This is a genomic window from Bombilactobacillus folatiphilus (genome assembly GCF_023380265.1).
GTDB classification, from domain to species: Bacteria; Bacillota; Bacilli; order Lactobacillales; family Lactobacillaceae; genus Bombilactobacillus; species Bombilactobacillus folatiphilus.
In genome coordinates this window covers 731,106-746,574 of sequence record NZ_CP093366.1, presented here as the reverse complement: position 1 = coordinate 746,574, position 15,469 = coordinate 731,106, and the positions used below count along the sequence as shown (strand labels likewise).

Sequence of the window (15,469 nt, the reverse complement as noted above, 5' to 3'; positions counted from 1 at the left end):
CTAATCTTCCTTATCCGCCAACTCTAGCCACCGATTCGTGGCTGCATCCAACTCTGCTTTCACCTGTGTCAATTTTTGTTGATGCTTTAAGATTTCCTGATAATTATCACCATCTTGTGCCATCTGTTGTTCTAACTGCTCTTGTTGGTGTTCTAAGTGATCAATCTTTGGTTCCAAATCTTTTAACTCTAATTTTTGCGCATAAGTCAACTTATGCTTAACAGCTTGCGGCTGAGCCTGGACTCCTTTTGTCATTTTGGGCTTCACCCCTTTTTTGGGTAGAGACGTCTTCATCTGCTTTAAATATTTCGAGTAAGACCCCCAATAACGCTGAATTTGACCCTTTCCATGAAAAACTAATAAATCATCAGTAATTTTATCCAAAAAATAACGATCATGCGAAACCGTCACCACAGTCCCATTAAACTGTTCAATATAATTTTCTAAAATCGTCATTGTTTCGATATCTAAATTATTCGTAGGCTCATCTAAAAGCAAAACATTGGGTTGTCGAATCAAAACAGCCAATAAATATAAACGTCGTTGCTCGCCACCTGATAAATCACGAATAAAGGCACCCTGTTGAGCAGGTGCAAACAAGAACTGTTCCAGTAATTGCGATGCCGACATTTGCGTACCCTCTTGATTAGCCACGTTCTGCCCAATTGATTCTAAGTAAGTAATCACACGCTGATTTGGATCCATTTGTTCAACTTGTTGCGTATAATAACCAATTTTGACGGTTTGTCCAATATTAAGCTCCCCAGAAGTTAGCTTTTGGCGACCAGCTAACAAATTTAAAAATGTGGTTTTCCCAGCACCATTCGCACCAATGATGCCCAAGTGCTCACCAGAATTAATCCGCAAAGATAAATCTTGTAATAATTGTTCCTCACCAAAGTACAATTGAGCATGCCGTAATTCGAAGACATCTTTACCTAAACGTTGCTGTTGAATATCAATATTTAATTGGCCTTGCGCCACCGGTTGTTGTTTTAATGTTTGACTCAATTCCTTAAAACGGGCCACACGCGCATTTTGCTTAGTTCCTCTGGCTTGGACCCCAGCTCTCATCCAAGCCAATTCATGGCGATACAAGTTTTGCTGGTGTTGTTTCGTGGCAGCTAGAGTCGCTGCATTTTGAGCTTTTTGCCTCAAATAAGCTTCGTAGTTACCACTATATTCCTGGATTCTCTGATTACTTAATTCCAAGATCCGATTAGCCACCACATTTAAAAAATATCGATCATGCGTCACAAAAATAACTGCACCGCGATAATTATTCAAGAATGTTTCCAACCACGCAATTGCATGTTCATCCAAATGATTAGTCGGCTCGTCCAAAATTAATAAGTCTGAATCGGAAACTAATACTTGCGCTAAAGCCACTCGACGTTGTTGACCACCTGATAATTCCTTAATCTGCTGGGTAAAATTCTTAATTCCTAATTTTGTCAAAATCGTTTCTACAGTCGATTGAAACTCCCAGCCATCAATGGCATCCATTTTTTCCTGAGCTTGAAAAAATGTTTGTGCGGATTTGGAGTTATCACTATCCTTGCTATAACGATTTAAAGCAACTTCATATTGATGAACCGTTACATACAGCGGCTCACTACCTTCTAAAATTGCGTCTAAAATAGTTTTTTCAGGATCCAATTGTGGATTTTGATATAAATAACTAATCTGATAGTCTTTAGAACGATCAATAACTCCTTGTCGTAATAATCGCTTATCCACCAACGAATTCAATAAAGTGGTTTTTCCGACACCGTTTAATCCTAGTAAACCAATCCGATCATGCGTTTGAATTTTAAAATTAACTTGGGAAAATAAATTACGTGCACCAAAAGATTGCTGCAAATCGTTAACACTCAACATCTTCATTACTTTACCTGCCTCTTTGTGCGTACCTATTTTTCAGTTCATTAATAATTACTGCTTTTTGATTAACTAATTGCTGGGCAACCACCTGTTGCTGAATCCACAGCAAAGTTTGGCCTAACTGCGGACCCGCTGGCATCTTCAATTCAGACATTAAATCACGACCATTAACTGCTAACTCCCGCACATTTTTGATCGGTAATTGCTCGTACTGCTGTTGTAATTCATTTGCCAGCGTTGTTTTGCCTAATAAATTGAGAATCGCCAAACAATTCGTCACTACTCCAGGCGAAGCTTGATACAAATTCCAAGCCGTCACCTCTGCTTGATTCAAAAGATTTACACTCGCCAAGACAATTTTTTGAACATCATTGGCTGTTTTCCAGGACTTTAAAACAGTTTTGATTCGCTGCTCGCTAAATTGTAAACACCAACACACTAAGGTCCAAACTTGCTTCTCACTGCTTAACTTAACAGCGGGCAGCTTTAACAAACCATTTAAATCTTCAGCTATCAACTGCGGACAATATTGATAAAGTTTCGTTTGTAGCATCGTTGTTAAACCTGCTTGCCAAGCTCTGCCCTGCATTAATTTTAACCATTCATCGCGAATCCGTTCTACTGCAATTTTTTTCAATAAAAGCGCGTTTAATTGAATCCCCATCTTAGTCTGTGACTCAATTTCAAAACCTAACTGTGCCTGAAACCGGACTGCGCGTACCATTCGTAAAGCATCTTCATGAAAACGTTCTGCCGCTTGACCGACAGCTTTTATCTTTTTTTGTGATAAATCTTGCACCCCACCAAATAAATCAATCACTTGTCCATCAGTCCTCATGGCTAAAGCGTTGATTGTGAAGTCACGTCTTTTTAAATCCTCAGTTAACGATCGAACAAATTCCACATGTTGCGGTCGACGATAATCCTGATACCCCGACTCTGTCCGAAAAGTTGTAATTTCATAGTTTTGCTCATCAGTGATAATGGTTACCGTTCCATGTTCAATTCCCGTATCTGCAGTATGTGGAAACAGCATTTTCACCTCTTGCGGATAGGCACTCGTAGCTAAATCAACATCATGAATCTGATGATCTAACAATGTATCGCGTACGCAACCACCTACAAAATAAGCTTCAAAACCAGCAGCATTAATTTTTTCTAAAATGGGAATGGCCGCCTGCAAAGCCATTGGAAAATGCTCAATTATCATAATCTGAATTCAACTCCCGCCATAAGTCATTCATTTCCAAATTATCAGGATCTAATTGTAAATAATTTTGAACCGCGGCTTTCAATAAATCAGGTTGATCACCTTGACGTAATAACAAAATCAAATCCTGCAAATAAGCAGAATTATTTTTAAAAGTTTCATAAACGCCTAATAACGCCTCTAACGCTTTTTGACTTTGCTCCAAAGCCGCAAACGAACGGCCTAAATTCCATTGCGGTTGTGCGTCATCTTGGAGCTGATCTTGATATTGTGTTAACAAATCAACATTTTCTTGATAATCCTCCTCCGTTAAATAAAGCTGACTTAAGGCTAAAATCAAACTATTGGGTGCATCCATTTGCTTAACACCCTGTTTTAATAGAGCAATTGCCGCATCACTTTGCCCCAATTTTTGTGCAGCATTAGCTCCTAATTCATATAAAAGTTCATTGTAAGGATCATAGCTTAATCCTTGCTGCGCTGCTTGATAAGCTTTATTGGGCTGATTTTGAGCTAAATACAGCCGCGTTTGTAAAATATAAGCAGATGAATAATCTGGAGCTAATTTTAATAATTGCTGAATTAATTCTTGTGCTTTAGTATAATTTTTGACTTCTAGTTCTAAAGAAGCGTAATTATATAAACTGTCCGCATTCAAGAATTCAGCTCTTGTTTTAGAATAATTATCAATGGCAGCTTCATAATTGCCTAAACCAGCCTGCGCTGCCGCTAAACGTTGATAAACTGAAATTCCTGAGAATTCAGTAATTTCTTGATCTAATAATTGTTCATAAAAATCAATGGCAGCAGCAAATTTATTTTCGTTAAAATAAAGCTCAGCCATCGCAAATTGAATCACTTGTTCTTGTGGAGCTAATTTTAAAGCCTGTAATAATTTTTGTTCGCTAACTTCGTATAATCCCAAAGTTTGATATAAATCTGCACCTACTAGCAATGATGCAACATAAGCGTCAGAATCTGGAGCCACCCTCGCTAATAAATCTGTAGCTGAATCAATTTGACCATCTGAAATTAAAATTTCTGCCAAATTCACTCGTAAAATGTCCTCTTGAGGAAACTGCGCCAATAAAAATTGATACAATTGCTTCGCTGGAACACTTAATCCTAATTGTTGTAACTCTTGGGCCAATTGATATAAATCATCAGCGCTATCCTTACGTAATGCTTTTTCAAGTAACTCTTGTCCTTGATTTACTGCACCTTCTTGAAAAGCGGCTAGAGCTTGTTCACTAAGTGACATGAATTAATGACTCCTTTATTGATCTAGTTTCACGATAACACAAAATCTAAACCTTGCCATCCACAATTATTAACTCCTAAAAAAATAGAACCAACAAATGTCGGCTCTAAATTTGATTTATGTAAGCTAAAGACGATTACACTTAAACAGTAATAATCGTCTTCAATAAACAATCTTTTAAAAAATTATTTAACTGCATCTTTCAAGGTTTTACCAGGTTTGAAAGCTGGAACATCACTTGCAGGAATAGTAATTTCTGCATTTGTTTGTGGATTACGGCCCTTACGAGCAGCACGGTGACGAACTTCAAAGTTACCAAAGCCAATTAATTGAACTTTTTCGCCCTTGACCAAGTTTTCTTGAATGGAATCAAAAACTGCATCCACTGCAGCAGTAGAATCCTTTTTAGTTAAGCCTGTTTTTTCAGCTACACTTTGGATTAATTCTGCTTTATTTGCCATAAATTATTTCACCTCCCTGAAGCAATGAAGTGATCATTACTTGATTCGAACAACGACTACCACACCATCATTCTTAAACAAATTATCATAAGATTCCCCATCTAGCAAGTTATAATCAGCTTTTTTTACGAAATTCAATAATTCTTAATAAAAATTTTATTTACGTGTTCTTGCAATAATCTTAATTGGGGTACCCGTAAAATCAAACATCTCTCGCAGTTGGTTCACGATAAAACGTTCATAGGAAAAATGAAAGAGTTCAACATCATTCACAAAAGCCACAAATGTTGGCGGTCCGACACTAACTTGTGTTAAATAATAAACCTTCAAGCGCTTGCCCTTCACAATTGGAGCTGGTGCAATCGCTGTTGCTTTTAATAATAAGTCATTTAATAAAGCTGACTGAATCCGCCGATGTTGATTCTCATAAACAGCTGTTACTAGTTCCATAATTTTAGCTAAACGCTGATTTTTTAAAGCCGATACAAATATGATTGGCGCATAACTCAAATAACGAAATTCCTGATAAATATAATCAGTGAACTCTTGCATTGTTTTTTGATCTTTATGCTCCACAGCGTCCCATTTATTGACGGCAATAATAACTCCGCGCCCTGCTTCGTGGGCGAGACCAGCAACACGTTTATCCTGTTCACGAATTCCCTGCGCACCGTCTAAGACCATGACCACAACATCACTGCGATCAATAGCCTGCATAGCACGCATCACTGAATACTTTTCTGTATTCTCATAAACTTTGCCACGCTTACGAATACCCGCAGTATCAATCATTCTATAAAGTTGTCCAAAGTTATCCACAAAACTGGTATCAATTGAATCTCGCGTCGTCCCTTCTTGATTAGACACAATGACACGTTGTTCACCCAGAATTGCATTCACCAGCGACGATTTACCAACATTGGGACGACCAATAAAACTAAATCTAATTGCCGGGTCTTCATCAACAAATTGATCATCAGGAAAAGTTTTTATAATCTGATCTAACAAATCTCCCATCCCTGTACCATGAACACCTGACACTGGATATGGTTCACCCAAACCTAAAGAATAAAATTCGTAAATATCCTGTCGTTGCTCTAAATTATCCGCCTTATTAACTGCCAAAATCACCGGTTTCTTCGCCTGATATAAAATCCGTGCAACCGTTTCATCTTCTTTGACTACACCCACGCGAGCATCCACAACCATGACCAAAACATCAGCTTCATCAATAGCAATTTCCGCTTGGCTCTTGATTTCTTGATTTAATGTTGTTTCCTCTAAAGTAATCCCACCAGTGTCAATTAAGCGAAACTGCTTTCCAAGCCACTCAGCGTGCGTATAAATTCGATCTCTGGTTACTCCGGGGGTATCTTCTACAATCGCAATTCGCTCGCTAGCAATACGATTAAACAATGTGGATTTTCCAACATTTGGTCGTCCAACTAACGCTACAATTGGCATTTCCATTTTATCACCTGCTTTTTCTTCTAAATAAAAAAACTGACTCATCAAAGTCAGCCTTTCCTAAAACTAATCTTAATTGTTGGAATCTTCATCCACAATATCACCTAATGCAAAACCGCGTTCTTCATCAGGTAATTCGTAATTATCTAATTCTTGTTCATCTTTTTTCGCTTCTTTGGCTTTAGAATGTGGATTTTCAGTAAGTTCCTTAATAGATAAACCTAAACGTTTTTGTTCAGGATCAACATTCAAAACTTTAAGATGCACTTTCTCACCCACTTTTAAAACATCAGCAGGATTATCTACATGATTCCATGAAATTTGAGATACGTGAACCAATCCCTCAATGCCAGGCATAACTTCAACAAAGGCGCCAAAATCAGTTAAGCGTTTCACAACACCATCAATTTGGTCACCCGCTGCAAATTTTTCGCCAATAGTTTCCCAGGGCCCTGGTTGAGCGGCTTTTATTGAAAGCGAAACTCGTCCTCGATCTTTGTCAACATCTAAAATTTTGACTTTCACATCTTGACCAACTTTTAAGATATCTGCTGGTCTATCGACATGATCATAAGAAATTTGTGAAACATGAACTAAACCATCCATTCCACCCAAATCCACAAAAGCACCGAAGTTAGTTAAACGCGAAACTTTAGCATCAATAATATCTCCAGGCAGAATATTAGCCATAATTTCAGATTCTTTTTGTGCTCTTTCTTGTGCTGCAATTTCTTTATGAGACAACACAAAGCGATTTTTTGTAGGTTCCACTTCAATAATTTTTAAATCCAAAATTTGACCAACAAAAGATTTGAAATCACGTACGAAATGATCCGAAATCATCGAAGCTGGAACAAAGCCACGTAAACCATCAACTTCAACTAGTAAACCACTACGAACTGTCCCGACAACTTCACCCTTAACAACCGTATCAGCTGACATCAACTCAGCCATTTTGCCATAAGCTTTGCGATTAGCAATACGCCGTTGAGATAAAATAAAACTGCCATCTTCTTTATCGCTCGCAGAATGCCGCACGACTAATAATTCTAATTTATCGCCAACTTGTGCTAGCTTGTGAATATCAGCCTTCCGATCTGAAGTTAATTCACGCAGTGGTACAACCCCTTCAACTCCAGAATTATCAATCCCAACAATCAATTGACTATCCTCAATTGAAAGTACCTCTGCTGTAACCACATCGCCAATTTGCACTTGATTAAAACTATCCAGTGCCTGCTCCATGGAATTTATGCTGTTATTCTCTTCAGCCATTTTTACATCCTCCTCGCCATCATTCGAAGTCTATCTTAATGGAAAATCACTTCAATTACCAGTGTAATTATTTATTTATTCAAATTTAACTGAATTATCTCCAAGACTTTTTGTACCACTTGATCAATATCTAGACTAGTCGTATCCAACAAAATTGCATCAACTGCCTGTTTTAATGGTGATATTTTACGATGCGAGTCTTTGTAATCTCTGGTTGCAATTTCTTGTTGCAACTGATCTAAAGGAGTTTTAATATTTCGGGCTAAATTTTCTTGATAACGTCGTTGAGCTCGTTCATCTACACTAGCTGTCATAAAAATTTTCACTTGCGCTTGGGGTAAAACAACCGTCCCAATATCTCGACCGTCCATGACCACATTGTTTTGATTCGCTAGATCACGTTGTTGTTGTACCAGCAAATGCCGGACTTCTTCTAACGCCGAAACTTGAGAAACATTTTGCGAAATGATCGACGTACGTATTGCTTGGGTCACATCAGTTGAGCCGACAAATACTAGTTGCTGGGTCTTCGTCAATTTAAAATTTATAGGATATTTCTTTAATAGCAAAGTAATTTTCAAAGCATCACCAAAATCCACCTGATTTTGTTGTGCTAACCAAGTTGCAGCTCGATACATTGCCCCCGTATCGACATATAAAAAATTCAATTGCTGAGCAACTTTTTTGGCAATCGTACTTTTGCCAGATGAAGCCGGTCCGTCAATCGCTATTTGCATATTCTTACACCCCTATTGAAATTTTGACATTAAAAAAGCAGGCCGAAGCCAGCTTTTTAATTTAACGAACTCGCAATTGCATGCCAGGCCGTAAAACAGTATTACTATTCAAACCATTTAGTTGATACAACTGCTGTGTGGTCATCCCATGATTCAGCGCAATTCGGTACGCATTATCATGTGCTTGAACAACATAATACGAAGAATTATTTGTCGCAGATCCAGCATTTGATGTTTCTGACGAAGACTGCGCACTAGTATTACCATTATTCGTATCATTAGCTGTAGACTGTTCTGATTTATCATTTTGATCTGCCGCATGTTCATCATCACGTTTAACCGTTGATGGCTCACTAGCTTTTTTACTAGACGCTGGTTTTAATTGTGATGCTACTTTTTTAGGCTTTTGTTTTTTAACTTTAGTACTTTTAGGCTTGGAACTTACAGCCACTTGATTATTACTATCAACTGCAGTTTTATGATGTCCTGAAGACATTGCCGACCAAGCAACTGGCAAACACATAATAGCCAACAACACAACGACTAAAGACCAAACCAAAACTTTATTACTTTGTTGGGTCTCATGACGATGAGTCCTAGAATATTCCTTAGGAGCATCATCAGTCGCTGATTGTTCTGATGCTTGATTCTTATCAATCAAATCAGAATCATCATCGGAGTCACCAAACGTTGATTCCCATAATTTGGGCTTTTTATCGCTCATCCATCTCACCTCTGACAATTAATAAGTTTACCAGTTCAGTTACTAAATTTCATTAAAAAAGGTAAATTTCCGAAAATCTTATTTAAATTTCAATAATTTCAATCTATGAGTTAACAAGATGCTCAAAATAGAAAGAATAACTCCCTTCACCAGATTAAAAGGAATTACACCATACAAAACATACTTAGCAATGGGCATTCCGATATTAAAGTTCAAAACTGCCATGTATATTGGCATCAAAATAAAATAATTGGCTAAGGACAGAAAAATTGTTAAACTCAATGTCCCACAAGTATAGGCTAACAATGGTTTTTGATGATGTTGTAATAGTAAAATAATTGGAATAATAAAAGCTAAACTGGAGACTAAAGACGAGAAATCACCAATAATTCCTGGCAAACCCATCCCTGTTAGTAACCAATGTACTAAAACTTTACATAAAGCTACCAAAGTTCCTGTTGACATTCCATAAAGATAAAAAGCTAATAAAACCACAACATCACTAAAATCTAACTTCAAAAAAGAAAATCCGGGAATAATGGGAATACCAATAAACATTATCAAAGCCGCTAACGCTGCTAGAATTCCTCCACCAATTAGTTTATTGCGTGCCAATTTGTTTCTTTCCATAAAAAAAGACCTCCAACAAATCGTTGCAAGGCAAAAAAGATCACTAAATGTGAACTTATTCGTTTTCTATCATCTGGACTATACCATCGGCTCTGGAATTACACCAAATCCACCATTACTGGGTTGTGGGCTTTAACCACCGGTCAGGAATTACACCTTGCCTTGAAAACGATATTATAATTTTTTGAGAGCCTTGACTTCATCATTAGTTAAAAAGCGCCAGTCGCCAGATACTAACCCATTTAACGTTAAAAAGCCAACCTGCTCACGTCGTAATTTTACCACATTAAAGCCAACTTGTTTAAACATTTCTTTGACTTGGTGATTCATCCCTTCATGAATCACTAACTTAACTAAAGAAGTTTGCTTTTTACGATCTACACTCATAATTTCAGATTTTGCAGGAGCCGTCTTCCGACCATTAACTTTGACACCATGACGTAATTGTTCCAAAGCCCTAGAAGTTACTACACCCGATATTTTAGCAATATAAACTTTATTAACTTGATTATGCGGATGCAGTAAATGATTGGTTAAATCACCATCATTCGTCAACAACAATAAACCAGACGTATCATAATCCAAACGTCCCACAGGATAAATCCGTGTATCAATAATATCCTTAAAATAATCCGTCACGACTTTACGTCCCTTTTCATCATGAACTGATGAAATAACACCGCGTGGCTTATAAAACATTAGATATACCTTAGGACTACGTTCAATGGCAATCCCATCAACTTCAATTAAATCTTGCGTCGTAAATTTACTTCCTAATTGCTTAACTACTTGACCATTAACTTGCACACGTCCGTTAACAATTAGTTCTTCAGCTTTCCTGCGTGAAGTTACACCAGCTTCTGCAATTAATTTTTGTAATCGTTCCAATTGTTTCATTTTACTTTCCTTTTCATGAAAAAAGATCAATATTACCCTGACGATCTAAATTTTGTTGTTGAAAATCCGCTAAGGGCGTTAAATCGTCTAAAGATTTTAAACCAAAATAATCCAAAAAGAAATCAGTTGTTTTATACATCAATGGTCGCCCAGGAACTTCTTTATGCCCAACCGTCTTAATTAGATGTCGCATCATCAATGTCTGTAAAGTAGCACTACTATTTTTAACACCACGTAATTCATCAATCTCAATACGGGTAATCGGTTGTTGATAAGCAACAATTGCTAATACCTCAAGCGCTGCTTGACTGAGATTAGTTGCTCGCTCTGATTGCCAATATTTAGACAATATTGGGTAATAGATTGACTTTGTCAACAATTTATAAGTTGTACCAAATTGTTGAATCACTAAAACAGAACCATCATCATCTTGTAATCTTTGCTGTAATTGCTGTAATTGCTGACGAATACTAGCCACATCTTTAGCTAAATAACTAGCCATATCTGCTAAAGTCAGTCCCTGATCTCCAGCTACAAATAATAAAGCAAATAATTGTTGCGTGAGCATGGTTTACCTCAATTTCATCAAAATATCTTGTTGTAATTCTCGTTGCTGTGCCCAAATAACTCCGTCTTTTATTAATTCCAAAATCGCCATAAACTTGGTGACTACTTCCTCAACTTGGGCTGAACGTTGTAGTAAATGCAAAAAGGTCATCTCTGAATTTTGTTGTAAAGATTCCAGAATTTGTTCTTGTGCTTGGGCTACAGATAAAATCTCTCGTTGTGGTAACTGCGCTAAATTTTCCTGCTGTTGTACCTTTTTTAATAAATCCGCCAAGCACAACGCCAGATCATTCACCACATATGCTCCGGGCTTGACTTGCAACGGCTGCTCTTTAGGAGCTTGGGTTGCAGGACGCTCCAGTAAACACTGTCTATGCTGTGCTGACTCCTTTAATTTTTGTGCAGCAAGCTTATAAACCTGATAAGTTAAAAGTTGAGCCACTAAATCACTTCGAGGATCCACTTCCTCTTCCACAAAAACCGGATCCTCCTCAAAAATAGGATCTTGTGGTAACAACATTTGACTTTTAATGCGCATTAATGTCGAGGCCATAACCAAATATTCGCCAGCAATATCTAATTCTAACGACTTCATTTGATGAAGATAATTTAAATATTGTTCCGTAATTTGGGCAATGGGAATATCATAAATATTAATCTGCGCCTGCTTAATTAAATGGAGCAATAAATCTAACGGACCTTGAAAATCGGTTAAAATTAATTCTAATGGTTTCACACTGAAGCACCCGAATTTTTGTGCCATTGCATAATAGTGGGTGTTAGCTCAATTGTCCCCATAAGCTTATGCTCTGGATAATATTCTTGAATCTCATTTAAAATTTTAAATACAACCTGCCGCGAACGTTCAGCAGGAATTAAAGAAATATATCGGATCATAACAATCGAATTCTGTACTTCTAGCGCAATAATTCCAATGAAATCAGAATTTTGATATTTATACAAAAATAGCTGATGCACATTATCTGAAGCATATAAATCTAACTCCATTTGAACATGATCTAAATCTTTTAATTCTGGAATATAAGACAAAAAACCCATGACAATTTTTTGATAATTATTATTATATTTAACTAACATGATTCACCCAATTAATTATTGCTTTAAACTAATTCCCGTTGCCGTTTGCTCAATCAAATTTTGCTTTAACAAATGCCCTAGAGCTCGCTTAAAACTACTTTTACTAATGCCGAAATAGCGCTTAATATCTTGAGGATCACTTTTATCATTATAAGGCAAAGACCAATCAGATTGATGCTTCAATACAGCCAAAATCATCGCCGCATCATCATCAATTTCTTCATAACCACGCTGTTTTAATGACAAATTGAGATGATCAAAACTACTACCGATCACTCTACCATGAACAACTTGACCCAATCGTGGTTCTTGCTGCCGTTCACTTGGATGAATAAAACCTAGATAATAATCATTAGTCAAAACAAATGTACCACTCAATTTCAAGCGATACACTGTCGCTTGAACATCTTTATTTTGCAAACTGTGCTGTGGTCGACGACTAAGCTGCTGGAAAATATTCGCATCCGCTAAACGTCCCCACATCCGATTTTTACGATCTACTTTCACAGCTAGTAACAGGCGATCACCCTTTTGAGGCCATAATTTTTTTAATTCAGGTAAATCGTCTAAAGATACTACCAAATCTTTATCAGGCAAACCAATATTAACGAAAACGCCTAAATCGCCACGGATTTGTACAACTTCACCCCAGCCAAAGCGTTCCACACCAACAGCGGGAATATTCGGAGTTAATACCAACTTATGTGCTTGATTCTCATAAACATAACCCTGAATCTCTTCTTTAGGATTTGAAACCAAATCTCTTGCTACTTGTAAAGTCTGTCCTGCGACTGAGACAAAATAATAATCCGTATTTTGATCAATAATTTTGCCTGTTCGTACAGTTCCCAATAACTCTTCTAAATTCAAATCTTCACCTCGTTATTTAATTCCAATATTGGCTAAAACAGTTAAAATACAATATGCGATACCTGACGCAATCACTGGTCCAGCAGCAATTCCTTTAAAAACCACCACGCCAACAATTGTGCCAAAAACTAATGCGACAGTCATTTCCGGAGATGCTGATAACAAATGAACACCCTTGGCTGACAAAACAGCAACCAAAATGCCACAAATAACCGCTACATATCCGGCCGGAGACTTAAAAGCATTCAATAAATCTCTAAAGCCAACTTGCCCCGTGGCAATTGGCATCAAAATAGCTACAGAAATCACCGTAACGCCCCAATTAATCCCTTTTGTCTGAATTAAATTCAATAAATGACCGGTTTGTGGAAGTAATTTCAAAATCAAAGTCACAATTGTGGCAATTAGCAACGAATTATTCTTACTTAAAAAGGCAACACCTAAAATTATTAATAAAAAAAGCCAACTCTCCATAATTTCTCCTAATCATTCAACATCTTACCATAAAATAGCTTCACTTGCTGACTTCCCTAAGTACAAAAAAAGTAGGGCAAGCCCTACTTTCCTTCTTTGATTTCACATTCATCTTAAAGTGAGTTAGAAGCACCACGATAAACATTACCACGACGAGAATCAACCGTAATAACTTCACCATCTTTAATTAGTTTAGTAGCGTCTTGAGCACCAACAATTACTGGAATACTTAACGCAATGCCAACCACTGCAGCATTGGAAGTCAAACCACCATTTTCAACAACTAAAGCACTAGCTTTTTCAATTGCTGGGAAGTAATCTTTATCAGTATTTTCAACAACCAAAATATCTTGATCATTCATCTTATCAATAGCTTCTTGAGCATTGTGCGCAACGGTTACTTTACCAATAACTGTTTCATCACCAACGCCTTGACCCTTGACCAAGTTAGAACCAATCAATTGAATTTTCATCAAGTTAGTTGTTCCACTTTCACCAACCGGAACACCAGCAACAATTAAAATCAAATCGCCTTCTTTAGCAAAGCCCAATTCTTGAACTTTTTGCGTTGCTAAATCAAACATTTCATCAGTATTCGCTGGACGTTTGGTAACAATTGGACAAACACCCCAATTAACAGTCAAACTACGTTGAACAGCTTCATCAAATGTAATTGCTAAAATATCAGCACTTGGACGATACTTAGAAATCATTTTGGCAGTATAACCAGAATTTGTTGCTGTGACAATTGTCTTAACACCCAATTCTTGAGCAGTCCGTACAACTGATTCGCCAATAGATTCTGTCGCATTCGAACCTTTATATTCCTCAAAAGCTTGTAAAGCTAAAGTATTAGAAGCATTTAAATGTTCTTGCGTACGAAGATCAATCCGAGCCATTGCAGATACAGCTTCAACTGGATAATCGCCGTTAGCACTTTCACCAGAAAGCATTGTAGCATCTGTACCGTCTAAAACAGCATTAGCAACATCCGTAACTTCAGCACGTGTTGGACGTGGGTTTTCTTGCATTGAATCCAACATTTGTGTAGCTGTAATCACAGGTTTTCCTAAAGCGTTACATTTCTTGATTAAATTCTTTTGTACAAACGGAACATTTTCAAATGGAATTTCGACACCCATGTCACCACGAGCAACCATTAAACCATCAGAAACTTTCAAGATTTCATCAATGTTATCAATACCTTCTTGAGATTCAATCTTAGGGAAAATTTGTACTTTTTCCTTATGTTTAGCTTCCAATAATTCACGAATATCTAAAACATCTTGCGCCTTACGCACAAAACTAGCAGAGATGTAATTGATATTTTGATCTAAACCAAAATTAATATCATCCGTATCTTTTTCCGTAATACCTGGTAAGCGAATTTCCACACCAGGAGCGTTAACGCCCTTTTTGGAGCCAACTAAACCATCGTTTTGTACTACTGTTACCAATTCACGATTGGCTTCATCTTTTTCAGTGATCTTCAAATCAACTAAACCATCGTCAATCAAAACGTGACCGCCAACATGCGTATCATCGTACAAGCCTGGATAAGTGACTGCAATTTTGTCAGAATTACCAACCAAATTAGCGTCCATAGACACGCGCATTGTGTCACCCTTATGCGCTTCAAACTTACCACCCTCTTGAACGGTAGTCCGAATTTCAGCACCTTTGGTATCTAACATAATACCAACAATCTTGCCTGTGATTTTCTCAGCTTCACGAACCATGTTCATTCTTGATAAATGTTCTTCATGATCACCATGCGAAAAATTGAAACGGAAAACATTAGCACCGGCCTCAATTAATTTGGAAATTGTTTCCACGTTATTACTTGCAGGTCCTAAGGTACTAACAATTTTAGTTCTTTTCATCAATGTCTCTCCTTAAAAAAGTAAAATTAAT

16 protein-coding genes and 1 riboswitch are annotated in these 15,469 nt (G+C 37.2%); all 16 genes read right to left on the bottom strand.

Going from position 1 to position 15,469, the window contains the following annotated elements; genetic code table 11:
- A complete protein-coding gene (locus MOO45_RS03825) occupies positions 1-1,887 on the bottom strand; it encodes an ABC-F family ATP-binding cassette domain-containing protein (protein WP_249515057.1) in 1,887 nt (628 codons plus the stop codon).
- 4 nt (positions 1,888-1,891) lie between these two features.
- On the bottom strand, positions 1,892-3,094 hold the full coding sequence (locus tag MOO45_RS03820; protein WP_249515056.1) for a CCA tRNA nucleotidyltransferase: 1,203 nt from the start codon (positions 3,092-3,094) through the stop codon (positions 1,892-1,894).
- Positions 3,084-4,355, bottom strand: coding sequence for a tetratricopeptide repeat protein (locus tag MOO45_RS03815; RefSeq protein WP_249515055.1), 1,272 nt, complete (start codon positions 4,353-4,355; stop codon positions 3,084-3,086). The genes MOO45_RS03820 and MOO45_RS03815 overlap by 11 nt, the downstream gene beginning before the upstream one ends.
- A 185-nt stretch (positions 4,356-4,540) precedes the next feature.
- Entirely contained in the window at positions 4,541-4,816 is a 276-nt protein-coding gene (locus tag MOO45_RS03810; RefSeq protein WP_249515054.1) for an HU family DNA-binding protein, read from the bottom strand.
- Between the two features lie 156 nt (positions 4,817-4,972).
- Positions 4,973-6,286, bottom strand: coding sequence for a ribosome biogenesis GTPase Der (gene der, locus MOO45_RS03805; protein ID WP_249515153.1), 1,314 nt, complete (start codon positions 6,284-6,286; stop codon positions 4,973-4,975).
- A gap of 69 nt (positions 6,287-6,355) precedes the next feature.
- Positions 6,356-7,558 (bottom strand): 30S ribosomal protein S1, encoded by a 1,203-nt coding sequence (gene rpsA / locus MOO45_RS03800; RefSeq protein ID WP_249515053.1) that lies wholly within the window; start codon positions 7,556-7,558, stop codon positions 6,356-6,358.
- A gap of 71 nt (positions 7,559-7,629) precedes the next feature.
- Positions 7,630-8,295, bottom strand: coding sequence for a (d)CMP kinase (gene cmk / locus MOO45_RS03795; protein ID WP_249515052.1), 666 nt, complete (start codon positions 8,293-8,295; stop codon positions 7,630-7,632).
- 61 nt (positions 8,296-8,356) lie between these two features.
- On the bottom strand, positions 8,357-9,019 hold the full coding sequence (locus MOO45_RS03790) for a LysM peptidoglycan-binding domain-containing protein (protein ID WP_249515051.1): 663 nt from the start codon (positions 9,017-9,019) through the stop codon (positions 8,357-8,359).
- A 78-nt stretch (positions 9,020-9,097) separates the two neighbouring features.
- The gene (locus MOO45_RS03785; RefSeq protein ID WP_249515050.1) at positions 9,098-9,649 is read right to left on the bottom strand and encodes an ECF transporter S component; all 552 of its coding nucleotides are present in this window, start codon (positions 9,647-9,649) and stop codon (positions 9,098-9,100) included.
- A gap of 57 nt (positions 9,650-9,706) precedes the next feature.
- A riboswitch (FMN riboswitch) is annotated at positions 9,707-9,823 on the bottom strand.
- Positions 9,824-10,537 carry a pseudouridine synthase gene (locus MOO45_RS03780; protein WP_249515152.1) on the bottom strand — a complete coding sequence of 238 codons (714 nt, stop codon included), beginning with the start codon at positions 10,535-10,537 and terminating at the stop codon, positions 9,824-9,826.
- A 22-nt stretch (positions 10,538-10,559) separates the two neighbouring features.
- The gene (gene scpB, locus MOO45_RS03775) at positions 10,560-11,114 is read right to left on the bottom strand and encodes an SMC-Scp complex subunit ScpB (protein ID WP_317619046.1); all 555 of its coding nucleotides are present in this window, start codon (positions 11,112-11,114) and stop codon (positions 10,560-10,562) included.
- Positions 11,115-11,117: 3 nt separating this feature from the next.
- Positions 11,118-11,849, bottom strand: a complete 732-nt coding sequence (locus MOO45_RS03770; RefSeq protein ID WP_249515049.1) for a segregation and condensation protein A — start codon at positions 11,847-11,849, stop codon at positions 11,118-11,120.
- Positions 11,846-12,211: an N-acetyltransferase gene (locus MOO45_RS03765; protein ID WP_249515048.1), complete on the bottom strand. Its 366-nt coding sequence runs from the start codon at positions 12,209-12,211 to the stop codon at positions 11,846-11,848. Before MOO45_RS03765 ends, MOO45_RS03770 begins: the two co-directional genes overlap by 4 nt.
- Before the next feature lie 15 nt (positions 12,212-12,226).
- On the bottom strand, positions 12,227-13,081 hold the full coding sequence (locus tag MOO45_RS03760) for a S1 RNA-binding domain-containing protein (protein WP_249515047.1): 855 nt from the start codon (positions 13,079-13,081) through the stop codon (positions 12,227-12,229).
- Positions 13,082-13,093: 12 nt separating this feature from the next.
- On the bottom strand, positions 13,094-13,555 hold the full coding sequence (locus MOO45_RS03755) for a DUF441 domain-containing protein (protein WP_249515046.1): 462 nt from the start codon (positions 13,553-13,555) through the stop codon (positions 13,094-13,096).
- Positions 13,556-13,668: 113 nt separating this feature from the next.
- On the bottom strand, positions 13,669-15,438 hold the full coding sequence (gene pyk, locus MOO45_RS03750) for a pyruvate kinase (RefSeq protein ID WP_249515045.1): 1,770 nt from the start codon (positions 15,436-15,438) through the stop codon (positions 13,669-13,671).
- Positions 15,439-15,469: the final 31 nt, after the last annotated feature.